Here is a 21,884-nt window from a genome sequence, read left to right as displayed (position 1 = left end):
CGGTGAATAATTTTTGTCGTAACTTTGCAGTGTTGTTCAAGTTACAACTACGTTCTATACTTATTGGGGTCGACTGGTTTTGACAGCGGGTCGAATTGAATTGTAAGCATACAGAGCGCTGAAATACAGCTCTTAAATATCATGTTTCAAACCTTTTAAATGGCGAGAATAACTACGCTCTTGCTGCCTAATCTGAATTACAGTAGGATTTAGCCACGTTTCCGCAAGGCGGAAAAGCGAGATGTCTCCAGACAGCCCTTGTTGACGGCGGTCTGCAAGGAGGCACCATAAAAGTCAACATAGGAACACTGTAGCTTCGCCGGTGTTTCAAACCTTTAGAAGCTAAGCATTGGGTGGGCGGTTTCCGGTCAGCCCCATGTCGAAAATCAAACGGAAACTAAGTATGTAGAAAGCTTTTTGGTTGCCTGTTTGGACGAGAGTTCGATTCTCTCCGACTCCACTAATACCTCCCTGTAGACAACGAGTTTACAGGGGAATCCTAAACCATAGGTAAGCCACTCCCCCGGAATGTGGTACTTTGATAATCTACTCGATGTAGGGCTGCATAAATATTTTCGGGGAGCACCATGAGTACAAATGCGATGAGTAAATAGGCAGTCAATCACTCTCCTTTAGCTATACAATTTGCAGAATTGTATACTATCTTCTCAAAAATCAAATCAGAGCGATATAGCGGAAAGCAGGGATTTTATTTGTGCAGACAAGCCGATATCTTTGTTGAAAATCACCTCTATGAAATCCATACAAAAGATATGCTTTTCGATTGTTGTACTGTGCAGTACTTCCGCTTCCCTTGCTCAGGAAATGGGATTTATATTCCCGAGTAGATTGGGAGTATCCGTCCAACAGACCACAAGTATAGATGTAGGGCTGATCTCATTTAACCAATACAACGAACGCGGAGCTCTTAAATACTACGATATTTCGCTCGGTGTGGAGTCGTATTTCACCAAACCCTTTACTATGGCTCCTAAGCTCAATTTTGACTTTGGGGTCGGACTGCTGGCCGGAGGGGTAAATGTATCGCTACCTACCGATTTTTCACAGACCACCTGGATGGTCACTCCTAAAATTGGTTTAAACCTGTTCTCCATCGTGAGAGTGTATTACGGCTATCATATATTTCACGAAATGGATGGTTTTCCAAACTTAGGAAAACATTATATGTCGTTGGAAGTGAATATTGCGGCCTTTCACGATTTTAAAATTGGCTTGTAAAACACATAACTTTCGCAGGACAAATACCTATAATATGTTTTGCTCTTGCGGTAATTTCTATGTTACAACCATATTATTTCCCTAACATAAAGTTTTTTACAGAAAAACAATATCTTCAATTTGTGGTTTGACCATTTTGAGGATTGTTAATAATGTATTGTGATATGCGCTCGTATATCGTCGGGGCAACAGCTCCCCCAACTTGTAAATTCTCAGTAAACAAATGGTTATCTTTCTCGTTCTGAGACAATGTCACTATGTTGTTTCAGACAGGTTTTCTATTTTCACATCAATTATTAAACAATGGATAAAACTAAAATATAATGCTATGGACTTAGAAACTTATAAAAAGCAATTTACCGAAGACGACGCTGTGGGATGGGACTGTATTGACGAAAAACTGGCTGATATATACGGAGAGCAGGAACCAGGTCATTACGCCGCAGAGCTGCCTTATGAACTTGGAGGGGAAGACCCGTTAAACGGGGTGAGTTTTTATACCAGCGCAAAACAGCAACCACATTTTCATTTTGTCACTTATGGGTTTTCAGAACTTTATTACGACGAGAACAGTGCAGGATCGGAGTACAGCAAATTTGGTTTTGAACTGACTTTCCGGCTAAAATTGGAGAGTGAAGAGGACGATGAAATTGGCTGGGTTTACAATATGCTGCAAAACATTGCGAGATATGTATTCCAAACCGGAAAATGGTTTGAACCATTTCATTTCCTACCGGCAGGAGCGCCTATAAAAATGGACTCCGACTCAGAAATAACCGCCTTGGCATTTGTGTCCGACCCCGAGTTAGGCAAAATTGACACTCCTCACGGCGAGGTTGCGTTCTTGCAGATCGTGGGTTTAACCACAGCCGAATTTCAGGAGCTGAAAAAAAATCCAACAACCACCGAGGTTGAAAAGCTTATTGATAAACTTCAGCAAAACAACAAACTATTGATTACCGATCTGGAACGGAAGTAAGTTGAGCTGATTTACCCCCCTTAACCATTTTGAAAATGAAAGAAAAAAAGAGGGACTTCTTGATGAAGCCCCTCTCAGCGGAGGAAGAGAGATTACAGTCGAACACCTTATTCCGTTTTTGACGTTTATGGATGAGCTTAAGTAGTCTTAAAAATAAAAGTTAATAAACTGAGCATTTAAACACTCATATTACTCTCGACCAATTGGTTCCATTCCATTCGCCTTTTCTTTCTGATATGTCGGCTATAAGGTTGAAACTTTTATTATTACTGAATGATTGTACAAAACCATTAATACGTTCAGTTTTAAAAGTGTCAACAAATGGGGCTTACACAAATAAAAATATTTTCACCGTTAAAATTGGATTTAATCAACTTGATCAGGTCGGCCATAGAGAAACCGTGGGGCAACCCCTTGTGGGTTCCCCTCCCCATTTTGGACGCCCATGAGGGGCGCCCTACGATTTGCAATAATCCGTGAAAATGGTCTGCCATGATAACGTATTCGTGTAATTCAATATGGGGAAGGATTAATTGTTTACGAAATCAGCAATATCTTGCAGTGTTTCTTTCGATACTTCTGAATCAATATCAGTTTGGAAACAGACGGTTTGGTAGAACGGACAGTATACGCAACCGTACCTCCAACTGTTGAGTACAAATTGACAAAGGTGGGCAGGTCTATAAAGCCAATGATAAACGAGTTGGAAAAATGGGGATTGTATCATCAAAATTTAAAGAGATAAGATTGTAATTTATGTGCGATCGGATAAGACGGGATTACCTACGCAAGGCTCCGGTGATCCCTAAGAGGGAGGCTTTAATGAGAGCAAAACCTGGCACACTGCGTGTGTGGTTTTGTCGTTTATAGCCGTGCTCAAGTGAAAACTTGGCGCGGCTATAAACGACAAAACCCCGCTATTCGCGAGGTTTTGTTCTCATTGGCGGAGGAAGAGGGATTCGAACCCCCGGAGGTGTGACCCTCAACGGTTTTCAAGACCGCCGCATTCGACCACTCTGCCATTCCTCCTGAACAATCTTGCCTTTGTCTTACAAGCGGGTGCAAATATAGAAAGCTTTTCTTTTTCAAACAAGAGATTTTTTGGGCTTTTTACAGCTTGACAATTTCCAAATGCTTACATTTATATTTTAATCACACCAAGACTTTCTCCAATTAACTGAAAAATACTTAATTGACTATTATGAACGGACAAGCGGAACAATTTTTTACGAATGCGAAAAAATGGAAAGATGAATTTCTGTTATTGCGCGAAATCGTAAGTGAAAACAAATTGCTTGAAGAAGATTATAAATGGATGCACCCTTGCTATACTTTTAAAGGTAAAAATATAGTGCTCATTCACGGGTTTAAAGAGTATTGCGCCTTGTTGTTTCACAAAGGCGCTTTGCTCAAAGACCCTGATGGCGTTTTGATACGGCAAACCGAAAATGTTCAGTCGGCCAGACAAATCAGGTTTACCAGTGTAGAACAGATTTCAACATTGAGCACTACCATTGCCGCATACATTAATGAGGCTATCGAAAACGAAAAGTCGGGAAAGAAAGTGGCGGTAAAAAAGGTCTCAGACTACCCTATGCCTGAAGAATTTCAGAGGGTATTAGATGGAGACCACAACCTAAACGCAGCATTTTACGCATTGAGTCTGGGGAGGCAAAAGGCCTACCTCTTCTACTTCAACCAAGCTAAACAAGCTAAAACAAGAGAGGCGAGAATTGAAAGGTACTACACCCACATTCTAAACGGCAAGGGTATAAACGATTAAGTCAAAGCCCGATGCTTAACTCAGTTTTATTTGGAAGTAACAAACATCTGCATCGTGATAATGCGATGGTAAGTTTCCGGCTTCTTCGAGTTTTTTCATACCCAAAAAGTCAAACCCGCAACTCTGGTAATGAGCGATTAGCTTCTTGTTGTCGCCACAGGTGTCCATCCGGATGTATTTTTTATCCTTGGCAAATGCCTTGGCCCAATCGACGATTATCTTCACGTAATTATTCCCTCTAAAATCGGGGTTTGTAGCTATTCTGTGAATATAGACTGAAGATACACCGTCATCGTCTGCCCACAACTCCGGGTCGCTGTAAGTTATGGCCCATACGCAGGCAATCTCACCGTCGATGATCAACTTAAACTGCCGCTTTTCCGCAACTTCATTTTCTATGAGCTCTCTCTCAAACTCCGGCCATAGATTTCCCGGAAATCGCTCTCTTTGGAATTCAGTAGCCAATTTGTAAAGCCTGAATATTTCGGCTATATCGCTATCTGTACTGTTTGTTATTGTCATCGCCAGTTGATACTTATCTGTTACTTACCACATGAGAAATGATAAAAATCTCTGTCCAAAACAAGGAGTATAAGCCGCAAATGTGTGTATTTTTTCTTCCGAAGACAAATTATAATCTAAAGTTTTGTCTCTTTTACTTTATTATCGTAATATTGCGATATAAAAAATAGAGTTATGGGACTCACTAAATCGGAAATTTTTACGGACGAACAAAACAGTTTAGCTTCTCTGTTTAAGGCTTTAGCGCATCCTGCAAGGATAGCCATACTGCAGCACATCATCAATCAGCAAGCCTGTATCTGCAACGATCTGGTGGAAGAATTGGGATTGGCACAAGCTACTATTTCACAGCATCTAAAAGAACTCAAGAGCATTGGTATTATAAAAGGATCAACCGAAGGCAAGTCAATTTGTTACTGTATAGACGAGCTGGTCTGGGGAGAAATCCAGAAAAAATTAAATGCGTTTTTTGATCAGGAGGTCAAAATAACTCAATGCTGCACATAGTGTTTTTTTAGCGTCTATTATCGCAATATCACAATACATAAACTACAAATATCTACAGTCAAAATGTTTGAAACACTATCGCAAACCATCGGGCAGCTACAAGTTCAAGATATCAGCGAAGAGCGCAAGGCCGTCCTAAGGCCACTGATTGATTTTGTACAGCAAAAAGTAGACGACAACCAGGAGATCAACCTGAATTTTATCTGCACTCATAATTCGCGTAGAAGTCATCTCGCCCAAGTATGGGCACAGACGGCAAGTGCTTATTACCACATTCCCAACCTGCATTGTTATTCGGGCGGAACGGAAGAAACAGCCTTATTTCCCAAAGTAGTGGAAACACTGAGCGGTCAGGGTTTTTCTATTGCAAAGCTCACGGAAAAAGACAATCCTGTATATGCTGTCAAATACGATGAGAATGCCCTGCCGATTATCGGTTTTTCAAAGAAATACGACAATCCTTTTAATCCTGTATCGGCATTTGCGGCGGTTATGACGTGTTCTCAGGCCGATGCTGGCTGTCCGTTTATCGCAGGTGCAGAAAAGAGAATCCCCGTCACCTACGAAGATCCCAAAATTGCCGACAGTACTCCTGAACAGACAAAAGTATATACCGAAAGGAGTTTGCAGATAGCCGCCGAAATGTTTTACGTCTTTTCCTCCATCAATAAATAATCTATGCAACCTAAACTAAAATTTCTCGACCGTTATCTCACGCTGTGGATATTTCTCGCAATGGCCATTGGTGTAGGACTGGGATATTTCTTTCCGAACATCTCTAACATCACAAACAGTCTGTCGGTGGGCACCACTAATGTTCCCCTCGCCATCGGACTGATACTGATGATGTACCCTCCCCTTGCGAAAGTTGATTACTCCTTGCTTCCCGCAGCATTCAAGGACAAGAAGCTTATCGGTCTATCGCTACTTCTAAACTGGGTGGTCGGCACGGTGCTGATGTTTGGCCTTGCTATCTTGTTTTTGAGAGACGAACCCGACTATATGAGCGGACTCATACTGATTGGGTTGGCAAGGTGCATTGCAATGGTTATTGTATGGAGCGATCTCGCAAAGGGCAACAGAGAATACACGGCCTTATTGGTGGCTTTGAATAGTATCTTCCAAATATTGAGCTACAGCTTTTTGGTCTGGTTGTTTATCAATGTCTTACCAAACAAACTGGGCTTGGCCAATTTTGATGTAAGCGTATCGATGAGCGATGTTACCGAAAGCGTCCTGATATACCTCGGCATTCCCTTTTTAGCGGGGTTTATAAGCCGCTATCTCCTCGTCAAAGCAAAGGGAATACGCTGGTACAACACTAAATTTGTACCCAAAATATCGCCAATCACCTTGTACGCTCTGCTATTTACTATAGTGTTGATGTTTAGCTTGAAAGGTGACAAGATACTGGAGTTGCCTACAGATGTGATAAAGATTGCCGTCCCATTGATCATCTATTTCGTCTTGATGTTCTTTGTGAGTTTCTTTATAGGCAAGGCCATGAAGATTCCATACGACAAGAACGCGTCTGTAGCATTTACAGCTACGGGAAATAATTTTGAATTGGCTATAGCCGTAGCTATCGCTGTATTCGGCATTCACTCACCTCAGGCATTTGTAGGAGTTATTGGTCCGCTGGTAGAAGTTCCCGTACTCATACTATTGGTAAAGGCGAGCTTGTGGTTAAAGAAAAGGTATTACCCCTGAGTCCGTTTAAGTCCAAATAGTCCCAAACAAAAAACCCTCCGTTTCCGAAGGGTTTTTTGAGCCGGCAGAGGGATTCGAACCCACGACCCCGAGATTACAAATCACGTGCTCTGGCCAACTGAGCTATGCCGGCTTCTACGCTTTAAAAGCGGTGGCAAATATAAAATGGTTTTTATTTTTTACCAACCTTTTTTAGAAAAAAAATTACGCCAAAGCATTTACTTTTTCTATGAGCGCATTAGCGCGCTTTTCAAGCTCTTGATTTACCTCCTTTAAATGGGCTTTTCTGTTCTCTTGATTTCTGTCGTTTACTTTTTCGATCAGGCTATCAAAGACTTCTATCGATTCGTCTATAATAGCATTGCCAGCTTCCGAATTGTGGTTTCCGGTAGCGGCCTCCCAGAGATATACTGCTTCTATTATATCGCCTAGAACGTTGTTGATATTCTTTTTAAGGTCTTTTACACTTGCCATAATTACACTATTTATTTTCCTGCAAAGTTACATCAAATTAATCTATCCTATCCGATAAATACCTCGAGAAGTTTAGCTCCTTCGGCAATAATTTCTACTTTATCGACACTTGCTGGAATAAGGATGGTCTCTCCTTTGTTCATCTGTTCACTCACTCCTCCCGCAACTACTGTAGTCTTCCCCCCTACACACATATAGATGGTAAAGGAATCTCTTTGAGACAAATCGTGCTCCAAATGTCCTTCTACTTCCATATAATCGGTGTTGAAATACGGGCAGTGTACCATTTTGTTCGACACGTTCTTCTCTCGGGTATAGTTTACCTTAAAATCGTCTTTTTGCGCGTAATCTATAGCGTCTAAAGCCAATTCGGTATGTAGTTCTCTCAGTTTTCCTTCTTTATCTCTCCGATTAAAATCGTATATGCGGTAGGTAATGTCGGATGTTTGCTGTATTTCGGCCAGCAATACCCCTGCCCCAATGGCGTGTACCTTTCCAGTATTGATAAAAAAGGTATCTCCCGACTCTATTTTCTCATAATTTAGAATTTCCGAAAGTGTATTGTTGTTTAGGTGAGTGGTGTATACTTCACGGCTCACATCTCTGTTAAAACCCACGATAAGCTCAGCTCCTTCATCGGCCTGTACAATATACCACATCTCCGTTTTCCCAAAGGAATTGTGACGCTTGCGAGCCAGCTCGTCATTGGGGTGCAACTGTATAGACAGGTCTTGTTTGGCATCGATAAATTTGATGAGAATAGGAAATTCTGCACCAAACCGTTTGTAGACCTGTTCTCCTAGCAATTCTCCTTTGTAGGTATCAATCAGCTGCTGCAAGCTTTTATCTTTATACACCCCATTCATCACTACAGACACATCTCCTTCTACAGCAGAGAGCTCCCAACTCTCTCCTGTAATCTCACTTTCAATCTCCTTTTTGAATTCGTCGCGCAATTTGGTACCTCCCCAAAGACGCTCCTTGAGAATGGGAATAAACTTTATAGGATAAGATTCCATAATTTAAATGGTTAAATATAATACCTTGATTTTTTCTTCGAGATTTTACTACCCGCCAGAATAGGTGACAAAATTTCGGGCTGTTTCGTATAAAACAACCTCCAAATCGTGTTCTTTTTTTATAGAAGGCCTCAATTTGTTCCAAATTACCACAGCAATATTCTCGGCCGTAGGGTTCAAATTGGCAAAATCGGGCACATCGAGATTGAGGTTTTTATGGTCGAAAGCTGTCTCTATCTTATCGGCTATAAGATCTTTGAGCACCTTAATATCTATTACAAAACCTGTTTCCTCATCAATTTCTCCGGTAACACTTACAACGAGTTCGTAATTGTGTCCGTGATAATTTGGACTGCTGCACTTGCCAAATACTTCTTCATTTTTTTTCGCTGTCCAGTTTGAATTATACAATTTATGAGCAGCATTAAAATGTGCCCTCCGGCTTACTTTAACCCTCATAGCGGTACATTTTGCATTAGGTGATCGTAAAATTTTCCAAATATAATCCTAAACCAAGCCGTATACCGTTCGGGGTGGGCTTCCATATCTCTCCTCACCTCTTCGGGGTACACCCACTTCCAGTTTGCTACCTCATCAGGGTTGAGACGAGGAGTTCCCTCGTATTTTCCCACCAATACATGGTCGTATTCGTGTTCGGTAAGTCCGTTGTCGAACGGAGCTTTGTATATAAACGAGAACACCTCTTCCAATTCGGTAGTAAACCCCATCTCTTCTACCAATCTTCGCTTTCCGGCTTCTACTGAGCTCTCGCCTTCTCTTTGGTGGCTACAACAGGTATTGGTCCACAGTCCCGGCGAATGGTATTTTCCTTCCGCTCTTTGCTGCATCATGGTCTGCCCTTTGTCGTTCATCACAAATACGGAAAAGGCGCGGTGTAACAATCCCTTTTCATGGGCTTCCATTTTTGGCATAAGCCCTAGAGGCTCGTCATTTTCATTAACCAGAATCACTCGTTCTTCTCGCATAGCTGTACTTTTATCCGTTGACACTTTCTCAGACAAGAGGGTTTTCACCTCCTTCTCTGAGTGGAATTCAAAAATACAAAACCCCATCCAGCTGTCATAACGAATTAAGAGCTCTTTTAGATTTGCAGCGGGAATACACAACCACAACTTCTTTTTCCTACCTTTGCACCTATGCAAAAAGACCATCAGATATTTGGCATCAGGGCAGTAATAGAAGCTGTAAATGCCGGCAAATCAATAGACAAAGTATTCCTTCAGAAAGGACTTAGAGGTCCGTTGTTCACCGAATTGGAAACACTGTTGCGACGAGAACAAATCAATATGTCGTTTGTTCCCGTTGAAAAACTCAATCGCTTTGGCAACAAAAACCATCAAGGAGTAGTGGCTCACATATCTCCTGTAGAATTTTATGAGCTTGAAAATCTTGTTCTGCAGACGATAGAATCGGGAGACACTCCTCTTTTTCTGCTCCTCGACCAGGTATCTGACGTAAGGAATTTCGGAGCCATTATACGCACCGCCGAATGCACAGGAGTACACGGCATCATCGTCCCAAATAAAGGTGGTGCTCCGGTTACGGCAGACACTGTAAAAACTTCGGCCGGAGCTGTTTTTAATGTTCCACTGTGTAAAGTGTCCCATATAAAAGACGCTGTATATTACCTACAAGCATCGGGGATACAGGTAATAGCGGCTACCGAAAAAACAGAGACCTCTGTATACGACACTCCTTTATCGCAACCCACAGCCATCGTTATGGGAGCCGAAGACAAGGGAATATCTCCCTCCATCCTCAAAGTTGTAGACCACAAGGCTAAACTTCCTATGTATGGCAATATAGGCTCTCTCAATGTATCGGTAGCCTGTGGAGTATTTTTATACGAAACGGTCAGACAAAGGCAAAATAAACTGTAAATTTGACATTGCGACAACACTTTTAAAATCGTACTTATGAACATCAATGCCATCCCTCAGATAAAACACACCGCCTCCGGAAATTTCTTTCTCCTCGCCGGCCCCTGTGCCATCGAAGGAGAAGATATGGCGCTTCGCATTGCAGAAAAAGTAGTCGGCATTACCGACAAGCTGCAGATACCCTATGTTTTTAAAGGGAGTTTTAAAAAGGCCAACCGAAGCCGTATAGACAGTTTTACTGGTATTGGCGACGAAAAAGCGCTCAAAATACTACACAAGGTTTCTGAGACTTTTCACATACCTACAGTTACTGATATTCACGAAGTAGAAGATGCCGCCAAGGCTGCCGAATACGTCGATGTACTGCAGATCCCTGCATTTCTTGTACGCCAAACCGACCTCGTGGTTGCCGCAGCAAAGACGGGAAAAACAGTAAACCTCAAAAAGGGACAGTTTATGAGTCCCGAAAGTATGCAGCACGCTGTACAAAAAGTATTGGATTGCCAAAACGAACAGGTAGTAATTACCGATAGAGGTACCATGTTTGGTTATCAAGATATGATAGTCGACTTCCGAGGCATACCCACTATGCGACAGTATGCACCAGTGGTATTGGATGTGACTCACTCACTACAACAACCCAACCAAAGCAGTGGGGTTACAGGTGGAAGACCCGACATGATAGAAACCATAGCTCGAGCAGGTGTGGTTAACAATGTAGACGGAATTTTCCTAGAAACACATTTCGATCCTGCCAATGCCAAAAGCGACGGAGCCAATATGCTTCACCTGGATCACTTGGAAAAACTGATGACCAATTTAGTAAGTATCAGAAAAACGATAAACGGGCTGTAGGCTTTTTGGTCAGCGGATACGGATCAAAAAATCTCAGCGTCGACTCCTATCGTCATCTCTTTGTGCTAAAATTTTAACCGAGGAGACTTTTACTTAAAGAAAGAATCTACAAACTCGTATTTGTTAAACACCTGTAAATCTTCTATCCCCTCACCTACGCCGATATACTTTACCGGGATGCGAAACTGATCGGATATACCGATAACCACTCCTCCTTTGGCGGTACCATCTAGTTTGGTCACGGCAAGTGAAGTCACCTCAGTAGCTTTTGTAAACTGTTTCGCTTGTTCAAATGCATTTTGTCCGGTAGATCCGTCGAGTACAAGAAGAACATCGTGAGGAGCGTCGTCTACCACTTTTTGCATCACTCGTTTAACCTTGGTGAGCTCATTCATCAGGTTGACCTTATTGTGCAGCCTTCCAGCTGTATCGATAATCACCACATCGGCATCCTGGTTTACGGCAGACTTAAGGGTATCGAAAGCCACGGAGGCCGGGTCGCTTCCCATCTGTTGCTTTACAATAGGCACCTCTACCCGATCTGCCCATACCTGCAACTGGTCGATTGCTGCTGCACGGAAAGTATCTGCAGCTCCCAGCACTACTTTTTTACCCTGCTTCTTAAATTGATAGGCGAGCTTACCTATGGTAGTAGTTTTACCTACGCCATTTACCCCAACCACCATAATCACATAAGGTTTTTTGTCTGAAGGAATAGAAAAATCGGTGGCTTCACCTATATTGGTTTCGGAGAGCAAACCAGCTATTTCTTCACGTAAAATACGATTGAGTTCGTCGGTCCCGAGATATTTGTCTTTAGAAACTCGCTCTTCTATGCGCTCTATAATTTTCAAGGTTGTATTTACGCCAACATCACTGCTCACCAATACCTCTTCCAGATTGTCGAGAACTTCGTCATCTACCTTCGACTTGCCCGCTACGGCCTTACTCAACTTGCTGAAAAAACTGGTCTTGGTCTTCTCCAATCCCTTATCTAGGGTTTCTTTTTTCTCTGAGGAGAATATTTTCTTAAACAAATTCATTTAATAAGACTATTGAGTTGATATACTTTGATACTGTAATGCTGTGTTACAATATCAGCTACCAGAAAAATATTTAACGACTTTTCCCATCAAAGATAAAGAACTCGCTTAAACTTTTTAGATTGAAGCCAAAAAGTTTAAGGGGAACAAAAAACAAAAAGCTACTTCCAATTTGGAAGTAGCTAATATATAAAAGTATTGTGATCTTTTCTATTATTTGTTTAACCAGTCATTGACCTGTGTAGGATCCATAACTGATTCCACAAAAGTATAAGCTCCTGTTTTAGGAGATTTCACCATCTTAATGGCCTTAGTCAGTCTCTTAGACTTGGTCTGTAAGGTTGCTACGGTCTTCTTTGCCATGACTCAGATTATTTTATTTCTTTGTGAACAGTCATTCGCTTCAAGATAGGGTTGAATTTCTTAATCTCCAACCTATCGGGCGTATTCTTCTTGTTCTTGGTTGTTATATATCTCGACGTTCCAGGCATACCAGACTCCTTGTGCTCAGTGCACTCCAATATTACCTGTATTCTATTACCTTTCTTTGCCATCTCTCTATGCTTTTCTTAAAAAAACGATTATTTGTAATATCCTTTAGCTCTGGCTTCTTTCAGCACGGCTGAAATTCCTTTCTTGTTGATGTTTTTCAACGCAGCGGTAGATATCTTCAGCGTAATCCAACGATCTTCTTCTGGAATGTAAAAGCGTTTTTTGGTAAGGTTGATATCGAATTTACGCTTCGTCTTATTCATAGCGTGAGAAACATTGTTTCCCACCATTGCCTTTTTTCCGGTAAGCTCACAAACTCTTGACATTTCTTCTATACTTTTGTGTTTATTTAAAACAGGGTGCAAATTAACGAATTTTTTTAGTGACGGACAAGAGAGACCAATCAATTTTTTAAAATTTCTTTTCCGAGTATTTCCAAAGCCTTGGTCACAGCTCTGTTCACAACTTTCTCCCGGTGGTTTCCGAAGTTAAATTTTTGGGCATACACTCGTTCTGGAGTAGCTAGTCCTATAAAGGCCGTTCCAACAGCAGCGTCGGATTCTCCCTTTGAAGGACCTGCATTTCCTGTAGTCGCTAAGGCATAGTCGGTTTTTAGCAACTTGCGAATGCTCTTTGCCATGGCACATGCTACTTCTTCACTGACTACGCTGTACTTATCGATAAGAGAAGATGGTATGCCGAGTATATCCTTCTTGAGCTCGGTGGCATAACTCACTATTCCTCCTTTAAAATAAGCCGAAGCTCCCGGAACGGAGGTCAGCTGTGCAGCGATTCGCCCACCGGTACAACTCTCCGCCAAAGCTAGGGTATTCCCTTTTTCAGTCAGCAATCGTTTGAGCAGTATTTCCAATGGTTGCCCCTGTTCCACATCGAAAATCACATCGCCAAGTATAGCGTATAGTTCTTTCAACTTCTGGTCTACAACTGCCTCTATCTGTTCTCTATCACTTCCTTTGGCGGTGAGTCGCAATCGAACCTTTCCTATATCCGGAAGATAGGCCAGTTTCACAAAGTCGGGAAGTGCATCTTCCCAAGCTTCCAACATATTGGCAATATCACTTTCCCCCATACCATAGGTGATAAGGGTGCGATGTAGTATAAATGGGCGTTCGAAAGCATCTTGCAATCTAGGCAACACCTCATCCCTTACAAGCGCCTCCATTTCCAGAGGCACTCCGGGCAGAAAAATATAGACTTTACCAGCCTTCTCCATCCACATTCCGGGAGCGGTTCCAAAGCGGTTTGTCAATACCTCAGCTCTCGAAGGCACTAGAGCCTGACTGCGGTTTAATTCGGATAACTCACCGTTCACACGTCCTTTAAACAATTCTTCTATATGCCTTAATACCTCCTTATTCTGAACCAGGCTATCTTCAAAAAAGCGACATAAGGTGCGTTTGGTAATATCGTCTTTGGTAGGCCCTAGACCTCCTGTAATCACAATAATATCCGCTCTCTCTCCGGCTTCCTTCAAGGTGGTTAATATGTGCTGTTCCTCGTCTTGCACAGAGGTAATCTGACATACAGAAATTCCAATACTATTGAGTTCACCTGCAACAAAAGTGGCATTGGTATCCACTACCTGCCCTATCAGCAGCTCATCGCCTATAGTTATTATTTCAGCTTGCATCAGTTTCCGAAATCAGCGATTAATTTTTTTATCGTCTCTTCTATCACTTTGCCAACGCGCTCAGTCTTCTCTTCTATAGCCGAAAGAGGGGCGCTATTCTTGGCGTCCTTCTCAATTTCGAGAATCAACTCTATTCCTTCTTCCATCCCCAACAGATCGAGGTTGGGTTTTATCTTGTGCGCTTTCCGGTATATCTCCTCAAAGTCTCCCGACGCCACCGCCAGCTTCAAGTCCGCGAGATCGGCAGGAGTATCGTCTACAAAAACAGTGACAATCGAGTTTATAAACTCCTGATCTCCCTCTGACAGCTCTTGTAGTTTTTCCAGATTATACATCATATCCTAAAAGATCGGGCATCGCCCTTCATTTCACCAGTATTGAAATTGCTTTATTTTATCCCGAGAGAAAAAGACATTTCGTCTTCAAGAAAGCCTTCCAGACGATCTCCAGCCGTTACCGGTCCTACCCCAGAGGGAGTTCCGGTAAAAATAACATCTCCCTTTTTCAAGGTGAAATACTGCGATATATAGGCGATAAGTTCGTTTATTTTCCACAACATAAGAGCGGTATGCCCCAGCTGAACTACCTCCCCGTTCTTCTCTAATCGGAAACGGATATCATTCAGATCTTTAAAACGCTCTTTGGGATACCATTTACCCACTACCATAGAACCGTCGAAACCCTTTGCTATTTCCCACGGCAAACCTTTCTCCTTCAGCCTACTCTGAAGATCTCTGGCGGTAAAATCCAACCCAAGCCCCACCTCGTCGTAATACTTATGCGCAAAACGGGCGTCTATATACTTCCCTACTTTTCCTATCTTGACGAGTACTTCCACTTCGTAATGCACTTCCTTGCTGAATTCTGGAATATAAAAATCCCTCTCCCTTAAAAGAGCCGTATCTGGCTTCATAAACAATACCGGATTCTGTGGCCTTTCATTAGCCAACTCTTCAATATGTTCGGTATAATTTCGCCCTACACATATAGTTTTCATGGTTTAGTTTGTAGTTTGTGATTTATGGTTGCGGTTTGATCTTCTCAAGACAATTTGTTGTTTAGCTTGCGAAGTTTTATTCCTGTGAGCACTTTTTTGGTGTACAGGGGAAAATCGGCATTGAGCAACCAGCCGAAGTATCCGGGTTCTTTTTCCAAGACTTCCTCCACCAATTTGCCTTTGTGTTTTCCGAAACCAAAAACCTCTTCCTTATTTTCGTTATACACTATATAGCCCGCAAAATCTGCAGTTTGCTTACGGGTTGTAAATTCAGAGAGAAAAGCGATGTCGTTTTGCAATTCATCATAGCGATCCAACTGTGCCTTAAGCACTTCGTAGGTAGCTGTAGTATCGGCTTCTGCAGAATGTGCATTTTCTAGGGTCTTGTCGCAATAAAATTTGTAAGCTGCTTCGAGCGTCCTTTTTTCCATCTGGTGAAAAACAGTTTGCACATCTACGGCAAATCTGTTTTTCATATCGAAGTCTACTCCTGCACGCAGCATCTCTTCTGCGAGTAGAGGAATATCGAAACGATTGGAATTATACCCTGCCAAATCGCTGTCTTTTATCATATTGTAAACCTCTTTAGACAAATCCTTAAAAAGCGGTTCTCCAGCTACCTTATCGTCGGTAATCCCGTGAATAGCCGAAGAGTGGGGAGGTATTGGAACTCCGGGATTAACCAGCCAAGTTCTGCTCTCTTTATTTCCATTGGGGTATACTTTGAGTACCGATATTTCTACAATACGATCTTTTGCCACATCAGTACCTGTGGTTTCCAGGTCGAAAAAACAGATGGGTCTGGTGAGTTTAAGTTCCATGAATACGATAAAAATTTCTGTGTATAAATATCGGTAAAGATAAAAATTGTAAAAGAAAACCCCGGACAATGCCGGGGCTTTTTTCCAATAAATCTAAGAGTGCTAATATTGCTTTTTCGGGTATATGCATCTGTTCGTCTATACCATTACTCCTCTACACTGTTCTATCCGTGTCCCAAGCTTCGAGATACTCGGCAACACGCTTTACAAACATTCCGCCGAGAGCGCCGTCTACCACCCTGTGATCGTAACTGTGAGACAAGAACATTCTATGTCTTATTCCTATAAAATCTCCTTCGGGGGTTTCGATAACTGCCGGCACTTTTCTTATAGCTCCCAATGCCAATATACCCACTTGCGGCTGATTGATAATCGGTGTTCCCATAATACTGCCAAAGGTACCCACATTAGTCACCGTATAAGTTCCATCCTGAACCTCATCGGGCTTCAGTTTATTCTCTCTCGCTCTTCGGGCAAGATCGTTTACTTGTCGGGCCAGCCCCACCAAGTTCAGCTGATCGGCGTTCCGAATTACCGGAACTATGAGGTTACCACTCGGCAAAGCTGTAGCCATACCGAGATTGATATTTTTCTTTTTGATAATCTTGTCTCCATCCACCGAGATATTCATCATCGGATAATCGCGTAAGGCCTTGGCTATCGCCTCCATAAAAATAGGAGTAAAAGTGAGCTTTTCTCCTTCTTGTTTTTCAAATGCCACCTTAGTTCTGTTGCGCCAGTTTACAACATTGGTCACATCGACCTCCACAAAACTCTGAACGTGGGCCGAAGTTTGCACACTTTGTATCATATGGTGCGAAATAAGTTTTCGCATCCTATCCATTTCTATGATTTCATCCTCTCCGGTAGCCGTATTCGTCAAGCTCACAGCAGTAGAGACTGCCGCCACCGCCTTCTGTGGTGCCGATTTTTCTTTTGTCGGAGCCGCTGTCCTGTTTTCGATATAGCTCAGCATATCGCTTTTAGTCACCCTTCCGTCTTTTCCAGTACCGGATATTTTTTCGAGTTCCTCAAAAGATATCCCTTCTTCCCGGGCTATATTCCTTACTAAAGGAGAATAAAACCTCCCCGAAGTTGGCAGGTTTGAGGTTCCGGGAGCTACTACAGACACTGAAGCTTTTGCAGTTTCTACAGCTTTTTCTACTTCAGTCACAGAACCCTCATCAACCGTCTCAACTTCTTCACTGCTCGCTACGTCTCCTCCTTCTGTTTCTATAATCGCTATGGTTTGCCCTACTTGAACTACCTCATCTACTCCAAAACACTGCTCTACCAACACCCCTTCTACCTCGCTAGGCACCTCAGAATCGACCTTGTCGGTAGCTATTTCCAAAACAGCTTCATCCATCTCTATACGGTCTCCTACCTCCTTCAACCACGAAGTAATCGTTGCCTCAGCGACACTTTCACCCATTTTGGGCAACTTGAGTTCAAATTTTGCCATAGTACCGATTTAAAATTTATTGTTGCGAAATTAATTAAAAAAAACGTATTTCATTGAAAAAAAAGTATTCTAACCTCGAAAAAATAGCCCTCAATCGTCAAATCATCAAATTTCGATGTTTAAAAAATCGAAATCCTCAGCTTCTTCTTTCAAGATATTGGCTCTCCATTTACCACTTTCAACGTTTTAGCGAATTCTCAAAAGGGATGCGATTCAGTATACTTCTACCCAGTGTCACTTCGTCGGCATATTCCAGTTCATCCCCTACAGCAATACCCCTCGCTATAGTGGAGGTCGTCACCCCATAAGCCTCTATCTGCCGATAAATATAAAAATTAGTAGTATCCCCCTCCATGGTAGAGCTCAAGGCAAAAATAACTTCTTTTACCTTTCCTTCCTTCACCTTATCTACCAACGAGGAAATAGTCAGATTATTAGGTCCAACACCATCCATAGGAGATATTTTGCCTCCCAATACGTGATAGTGCCCGCGGTACTGACTTGTGTTTTCAATCGCCATCACATCGCGAATATCTTCTACCACACACACCAACGAGCTGTCTCTTTTCGGATTGGCACATATCTCACACAGGTCGCTGTCCGAAATATTGTGACAATTGGAACAGTACTTCACCTCATCCCTCAAACTCCTAAGAGCATAAGTGAGACGCTCCGTTTGCTCCGAGGGTTGTCGCAGCAAATGAAGTACCAATCGCAGGGCTGTGCGCTTTCCTATACCCGGAAGCTGAGACATTTCCCTGACCGCATTTTCCAATAAGCCTGAAGAGAATTCCATAAGCACAAAAGTAAAAAATTCGCAACAGATATTAGGGTACTGTTTAAGTTTTGTATTTTGGTCTCCTTAAAATTTCACCTTATGCAACCCGCTTATATCCTCTTAATCATAGCTGCTTACTTCGGACTTCTCATTCTGATTTCATACTTCACCGGAACAGATGACAACGACAACGACACCTTTTTCAAAGCCAAAAGACAGTCACCTTGGTATGTTGTAGCCTTCGGAATGATAGGAGCATCCCTGAGTGGGGTCACTTTTATCTCAGTTCCGGGATGGGTCGAGGCCTCCCAGTTCAGTTATATGCAGGTGGTATTCGGCTATATCCTCGGATATCTGGTGATAGGCACCGTACTCCTACCACTGTATTATCGACTCAATCTGACCTCCATATACACCTACCTCGGCGAGCGATTTGGCGATTACAGCTACAAGACAGGAGCCTCCTTTTTCCTTATTTCGAGAATTATAGGTTCCAGCTTCAGACTATTCCTCATCGCCAATGTTTTACAGGTTATATTGTTTGACGAATTGGGTATCCCTTTCTGGGCTACAGTCACTATGGCTATACTACTTATCTGGCTGTACACCTTTAAATCGGGTATAAAAACCATAGTGTGGACCGATACGCTTCAGACGCTGTTTATGCTTATCGCTGTTGGTGTAGCCCTGCTTTCTGTGTATGGCGATTTGGGTATTTCAGAAAAGGGGCTCATCTCCTACGTTTCGGAAAGCGAGCTCTCACAGATATTCTTTTTCGATGATTACAAAAGTGCTGACTACTTTTGGAAACAGTTTTTTTCAGGAGCCTTTATCGCCATCGTCATGACCGGACTGGATCAGGATATGATGCAAAAAAACCTCACTTGTCGAAGTCTTAAGGACGCACAAAAAAATATGTTCTGGTTTACAGTGGTACTCATTATGGTCAACTTCTTTTTTATGGTTCTCGGACTACTGCTTACAATATACGCCAGAAAAAATGGGGTAGACGCCCGCGGAGACGAGCTCTTTCCTGTTCTAGCCAAAGACCATCTCGGTCCTTGGATATTTGTCACCTTTCTCATCGGATTGATCGCTGCAGCATACAGCAGCGCCGATAGTGCCCTCACCTCACTCACAACCTCTTTCAGCGTAGATATACTAAATATTGAAAAACACAAAGACAAACAAAAGCAGGTCAGCATCAGAAAAAGGGTACACATACTCATCTCCGCTGTGCTCATACTGGTCATTGTGATATTCAAATACGTTATCAAAGACGAAAGCGTTATCGCAAAACTCTTCGTCTTTGCCGGATACACCTACGGACCACTATTAGGGCTATACACATTCGGATTGTTTACCCGCTGGAATGTAAAAGACAAATGGGTGCCCCTTGTGGCCATTGCTGCTCCCGTGCTGTCTTATTTTATCTCAGATGCAGTCGCAGAGCGATTTGGATTCGACTTTGGTTTCTTTATCCTCATCCTCAATGGCGCCATCACCTTTTTCGGACTACTTCTCTTGTTGGACACAAGCAGAAGATCTCAAGAAGAAAAACAAAACAATTTACCCGAAACACAAGTAATGTAAAAACCATTGTCTGTATCACTTAAAACACCTCTGTGTATTGCACGCTTCGGCAGTTACGCTTATCTTTGCACCCTAAAAACTGGAATTCAATGATCGAGATTACCTTACCCGACGGGTCTGTTAAGGAGTATCCCAAAAACACTACTCCTATGGATGTTGCCAAAAGTATCAGTGAAGGATTGGCGCGAAATGTGATATCTGCAAGCTTTAACGGCACCACGATAGAAACGGCAACTCCGCTTACCTCAAACGGTAATCTCGTATTGTACACTTGGAACAACGACGAAGGCAAAAAAGCATTCTGGCACTCCACTGCCCACGTACTCGCTCAAGCATTAGAAGAGCTCTACCCAGGTGTGAAACTGACTATTGGTCCGGCTATAGATCACGGTTTTTACTACGATATAGATCCGGGCGACCACACCATTTCGGAAAAAGACTTCCCGGATATCGAGAAAAAAATGCTCGAGATTGCCAGAGGAAAACACAATTACAATATGAGGTCGGTCACTAAAGCCGAAGCTCTAGAATACTATAAAAAACAAAACAACGAATACAAGCTAGAGCTGATAGAAAATCTTGAAGATGGCACTATCACCTTTTGCGACCACGACACCTTTACCGATTTGTGTCGGGGCGGACATATCCCCAATACCGGAATTATTAAGGCTGTAAAACTGCTCAATACAGCCGGAGCTTATTGGCGAGGTGACGAAAACAACACTCAGCTCACCAGAATATACGGTATCTCTTTCCCAAAACAGAAGGAGCTCACCGAATACCTTCAGTTGCTTGAAGAAGCCAAAAAACGAGATCACCGAAAACTCGGAAAAGAGTTGGAACTCTTCGCCTTTTCAAACAAAGTAGGACAAGGACTTCCCCTCTGGCTTCCCAAAGGAGCTGCATTGCGCGAACGTCTGGAAAATTTCCTGAAAAAAGCACAGAAAAAAGCAGGATACGAACAGGTCGTCTCTCCTCATATCGGTCAAAAAGAACTCTATGTAACCTCCGGACACTACGCCAAATACGGCGCAGACAGCTTTCAGCCTATACACACACCTCACGAAGGAGAGGAGTTTTTGCTAAAACCGATGAACTGTCCGCATCACTGTGAGATATTCAATGTAAGGCCGTGGAGTTACAGAGAACTGCCAAAACGCTATGCCGAGTTTGGCACGGTATACCGATATGAACAGAGTGGTGAGCTACACGGACTCACTCGAGTTAGGGGATTCACACAAGACGATGCACATATTTTCTGTACCCCCGATCAGCTAGACCAAGAGTTTAAAAACGTCATAGACCTGGTACTCTACGTATTCGGATCGCTCGGATTTGAAAACTTTACCGCTCAGGTATCCCTTCGCGACCCCGAAACTCCAGAAAAGTATATCGGAAGTGACGAAAACTGGGAAAAAGCAGAAAACGCCATTATCAATGCCGCAAAAGAAAAAGGACTCAATTACGTTATAGAAACAGGAGAAGCGGCATTCTACGGTCCTAAGCTCGACTTTATGGTAAAAGATGCACTAGGCAGAAACTGGCAGTTAGGCACCATACAAGTGGATTACAACCTTCCGGAGCGTTTTGATCTGACCTACAAGGGTAGCGATAACGAAATGCACCGACCTGTAATGATACACAGAGCCCCTTTTGGCAGTATGGAGAGATTTGTAGCCATCCTTTTAGAGCACACTGCCGGAAACTTCCCCTTGTGGCTAATGCCCGAGCAAGCTATTATTCTCTCTATCAGTGAGAAATACGAAAAATATACCGAAAAAGTTTTAAATTCATTAGAAAATTACGAAATTCGCGCCCTAGCCGATAACCGAAGTGAAACCATAGGTAAGAAGATTAGGGAAGCAGAGATGAAAAAAATTCCCTATATGCTTATCGTAGGTGAGAATGAGGAGAAGGAAGGTACTATTTCCGTTAGAAAACACGGAGGAGAAGATCTAGGAAGTATCAGTGTAGAGGCATTTGCAAAAATAGTGCAAGAAGAGATAAACCGAACTTTAAAGCAGTTTTAAGCAAGGTCAGCAACAGAGAAGTTTA

Annotated in this window: 26 protein-coding genes, 2 tRNA genes and 1 other RNA gene; 12 read left to right on the top strand and 17 right to left on the bottom strand. The window is 42.5% G+C overall.

Annotated features, from left to right (window positions below):
• The first annotated feature begins 65 nt into the window (after positions 1-65).
• The 4 genes from ssrA (at position 66) to ACYZZR_RS05695 (ending at position 2,963) form a co-directional block, all read left to right on the top strand.
• Positions 66-463, top strand: a transfer-messenger RNA (tmRNA) gene (gene ssrA, locus ACYZZR_RS05710).
• 290 nt (positions 464-753) lie between these two features.
• Complete coding sequence (locus ACYZZR_RS05705) at positions 754-1,239, top strand: hypothetical protein (RefSeq protein ID WP_461533031.1); 486 nt, start codon at positions 754-756, stop codon at positions 1,237-1,239.
• A gap of 328 nt (positions 1,240-1,567) precedes the next feature.
• The gene (locus tag ACYZZR_RS05700) at positions 1,568-2,218 is read left to right on the top strand and encodes a suppressor of fused domain protein (RefSeq protein ID WP_461533030.1); all 651 of its coding nucleotides are present in this window, start codon (positions 1,568-1,570) and stop codon (positions 2,216-2,218) included.
• Positions 2,219-2,813: 595 nt separating this feature from the next.
• Positions 2,814-2,963, top strand: a complete 150-nt coding sequence (locus ACYZZR_RS05695) for a winged helix-turn-helix transcriptional regulator (RefSeq protein WP_461533029.1) — start codon at positions 2,814-2,816, stop codon at positions 2,961-2,963.
• Positions 2,964-3,159: 196 nt separating this feature from the next.
• On the opposite strand, the gene ACYZZR_RS05690 is transcribed toward ACYZZR_RS05695, so the two are convergent.
• Positions 3,160-3,247 (bottom strand) — tRNA-Ser (locus tag ACYZZR_RS05690).
• 172 nt (positions 3,248-3,419) lie between these two features.
• Here ACYZZR_RS05690 and ACYZZR_RS05685 point away from each other — a divergent pair.
• Positions 3,420-4,001, top strand: coding sequence for a YdeI/OmpD-associated family protein (locus tag ACYZZR_RS05685; protein WP_461533028.1), 582 nt, complete (start codon positions 3,420-3,422; stop codon positions 3,999-4,001).
• Positions 4,002-4,016: 15 nt separating this feature from the next.
• Here the strand turns inward: ACYZZR_RS05685 and ACYZZR_RS05680 are convergent, their stop codons facing one another.
• Positions 4,017-4,523, bottom strand: a complete 507-nt coding sequence (locus ACYZZR_RS05680) for a GNAT family N-acetyltransferase (protein ID WP_461533027.1) — start codon at positions 4,521-4,523, stop codon at positions 4,017-4,019.
• A 174-nt stretch (positions 4,524-4,697) separates the two neighbouring features.
• On the opposite strand from ACYZZR_RS05680, the gene ACYZZR_RS05675 reads away from it, so the two are divergent.
• The 3 genes from ACYZZR_RS05675 to arsB all read left to right on the top strand — a co-directional run bounded on the left by ACYZZR_RS05675 (position 4,698) and on the right by arsB (position 6,740).
• The gene (locus ACYZZR_RS05675) at positions 4,698-5,030 is read left to right on the top strand and encodes an ArsR/SmtB family transcription factor (RefSeq protein ID WP_461533026.1); all 333 of its coding nucleotides are present in this window, start codon (positions 4,698-4,700) and stop codon (positions 5,028-5,030) included.
• A gap of 63 nt (positions 5,031-5,093) precedes the next feature.
• Positions 5,094-5,705: an arsenate-mycothiol transferase ArsC gene (locus tag ACYZZR_RS05670; protein ID WP_461533025.1), complete on the top strand. Its 612-nt coding sequence runs from the start codon at positions 5,094-5,096 to the stop codon at positions 5,703-5,705.
• Positions 5,706-5,708: 3 nt separating this feature from the next.
• Entirely contained in the window at positions 5,709-6,740 is a 1,032-nt protein-coding gene (gene arsB / locus ACYZZR_RS05665) for an ACR3 family arsenite efflux transporter (RefSeq protein WP_461533024.1), read from the top strand.
• 59 nt (positions 6,741-6,799) lie between these two features.
• Here the strand turns inward: arsB and ACYZZR_RS05660 are convergent.
• From ACYZZR_RS05660 to idi, 5 genes are all read right to left on the bottom strand, one after another.
• Positions 6,800-6,873: transfer RNA gene (locus ACYZZR_RS05660), tRNA-Thr, on the bottom strand.
• A 71-nt stretch (positions 6,874-6,944) separates the two neighbouring features.
• Complete coding sequence (locus ACYZZR_RS05655) at positions 6,945-7,214, bottom strand: hypothetical protein (RefSeq protein ID WP_461533023.1); 270 nt, start codon at positions 7,212-7,214, stop codon at positions 6,945-6,947.
• A gap of 47 nt (positions 7,215-7,261) precedes the next feature.
• Positions 7,262-8,233 (bottom strand): type I phosphomannose isomerase catalytic subunit, encoded by a 972-nt coding sequence (locus ACYZZR_RS05650; RefSeq protein ID WP_461533022.1) that lies wholly within the window; start codon positions 8,231-8,233, stop codon positions 7,262-7,264.
• Positions 8,234-8,281: 48 nt separating this feature from the next.
• Positions 8,282-8,692: a 6-pyruvoyl trahydropterin synthase family protein gene (locus ACYZZR_RS05645; protein WP_461533021.1), complete on the bottom strand. Its 411-nt coding sequence runs from the start codon at positions 8,690-8,692 to the stop codon at positions 8,282-8,284.
• A complete protein-coding gene (idi, locus tag ACYZZR_RS05640; RefSeq protein ID WP_461533020.1) occupies positions 8,689-9,219 on the bottom strand; it encodes an isopentenyl-diphosphate Delta-isomerase in 531 nt (176 codons plus the stop codon). Before idi ends, ACYZZR_RS05645 begins: the two co-directional genes overlap by 4 nt.
• A 171-nt stretch (positions 9,220-9,390) precedes the next feature.
• Between idi and rlmB the strand changes: the two genes are divergently transcribed.
• On the top strand, positions 9,391-10,134 hold the full coding sequence (rlmB, locus tag ACYZZR_RS05635; protein ID WP_461533019.1) for a 23S rRNA (guanosine(2251)-2'-O)-methyltransferase RlmB: 744 nt from the start codon (positions 9,391-9,393) through the stop codon (positions 10,132-10,134).
• A 36-nt stretch (positions 10,135-10,170) separates the two neighbouring features.
• Positions 10,171-10,989, top strand: a complete 819-nt coding sequence (kdsA, locus tag ACYZZR_RS05630; protein ID WP_461533018.1) for a 3-deoxy-8-phosphooctulonate synthase — start codon at positions 10,171-10,173, stop codon at positions 10,987-10,989.
• Positions 10,990-11,078: 89 nt separating this feature from the next.
• On the opposite strand, the gene ftsY is transcribed toward kdsA, so the two are convergent.
• From ftsY to recR, 10 genes are all read right to left on the bottom strand, one after another.
• Complete coding sequence (ftsY, locus tag ACYZZR_RS05625; protein ID WP_461533017.1) at positions 11,079-12,032, bottom strand: signal recognition particle-docking protein FtsY; 954 nt, start codon at positions 12,030-12,032, stop codon at positions 11,079-11,081.
• Positions 12,033-12,245: 213 nt separating this feature from the next.
• On the bottom strand, positions 12,246-12,395 hold the full coding sequence (locus ACYZZR_RS05620) for a DUF4295 domain-containing protein (RefSeq protein WP_461533016.1): 150 nt from the start codon (positions 12,393-12,395) through the stop codon (positions 12,246-12,248).
• An 8-nt stretch (positions 12,396-12,403) separates the two neighbouring features.
• Positions 12,404-12,586 carry a 50S ribosomal protein L33 gene (rpmG, locus tag ACYZZR_RS05615; RefSeq protein ID WP_112373121.1) on the bottom strand — a complete coding sequence of 61 codons (183 nt, stop codon included), beginning with the start codon at positions 12,584-12,586 and terminating at the stop codon, positions 12,404-12,406.
• A gap of 27 nt (positions 12,587-12,613) precedes the next feature.
• Positions 12,614-12,850, bottom strand: coding sequence for a 50S ribosomal protein L28 (gene rpmB / locus ACYZZR_RS05610; protein WP_461533015.1), 237 nt, complete (start codon positions 12,848-12,850; stop codon positions 12,614-12,616).
• Between the two features lie 77 nt (positions 12,851-12,927).
• A complete protein-coding gene (locus ACYZZR_RS05605) occupies positions 12,928-14,175 on the bottom strand; it encodes a competence/damage-inducible protein A (protein WP_461533014.1) in 1,248 nt (415 codons plus the stop codon).
• The gene (locus tag ACYZZR_RS05600; protein ID WP_461533013.1) at positions 14,175-14,513 is read right to left on the bottom strand and encodes an Hpt domain-containing protein; all 339 of its coding nucleotides are present in this window, start codon (positions 14,511-14,513) and stop codon (positions 14,175-14,177) included. The genes ACYZZR_RS05605 and ACYZZR_RS05600 overlap by 1 nt, the downstream gene beginning before the upstream one ends.
• A 50-nt stretch (positions 14,514-14,563) precedes the next feature.
• Positions 14,564-15,172, bottom strand: coding sequence for a fumarylacetoacetate hydrolase family protein (locus ACYZZR_RS05595; protein ID WP_461533012.1), 609 nt, complete (start codon positions 15,170-15,172; stop codon positions 14,564-14,566).
• A 44-nt stretch (positions 15,173-15,216) separates the two neighbouring features.
• The gene (locus ACYZZR_RS05590) at positions 15,217-15,993 is read right to left on the bottom strand and encodes an exonuclease domain-containing protein (RefSeq protein WP_461533011.1); all 777 of its coding nucleotides are present in this window, start codon (positions 15,991-15,993) and stop codon (positions 15,217-15,219) included.
• A gap of 154 nt (positions 15,994-16,147) precedes the next feature.
• Complete coding sequence (locus tag ACYZZR_RS05585; protein ID WP_461533010.1) at positions 16,148-17,458, bottom strand: dihydrolipoamide acetyltransferase family protein; 1,311 nt, start codon at positions 17,456-17,458, stop codon at positions 16,148-16,150.
• Positions 17,459-17,636: 178 nt separating this feature from the next.
• Positions 17,637-18,254, bottom strand: a complete 618-nt coding sequence (gene recR, locus ACYZZR_RS05580) for a recombination mediator RecR (protein WP_461533009.1) — start codon at positions 18,252-18,254, stop codon at positions 17,637-17,639.
• Positions 18,255-18,335: 81 nt separating this feature from the next.
• Between recR and ACYZZR_RS05575 the strand changes: the two genes are divergently transcribed.
• Together ACYZZR_RS05575 and thrS are read left to right on the top strand one after the other, a co-directional pair.
• A complete protein-coding gene (locus ACYZZR_RS05575; protein ID WP_461533008.1) occupies positions 18,336-19,829 on the top strand; it encodes a sodium:solute symporter in 1,494 nt (497 codons plus the stop codon).
• Positions 19,830-19,918: 89 nt separating this feature from the next.
• Positions 19,919-21,859 carry a threonine--tRNA ligase gene (gene thrS / locus ACYZZR_RS05570; RefSeq protein WP_461533007.1) on the top strand — a complete coding sequence of 647 codons (1,941 nt, stop codon included), beginning with the start codon at positions 19,919-19,921 and terminating at the stop codon, positions 21,857-21,859.
• The last annotated feature ends 25 nt before the right edge of the window (positions 21,860-21,884 follow it).

The organism is Sinomicrobium sp. (genome assembly GCA_029266035.1).
Lineage (GTDB): Bacteria > Bacteroidota > Bacteroidia > Flavobacteriales > Flavobacteriaceae > Sinomicrobium.
Note: the sequence above shows the minus strand (reverse complement) of the source record. Positions and strands in the feature narration are given on the sequence as shown.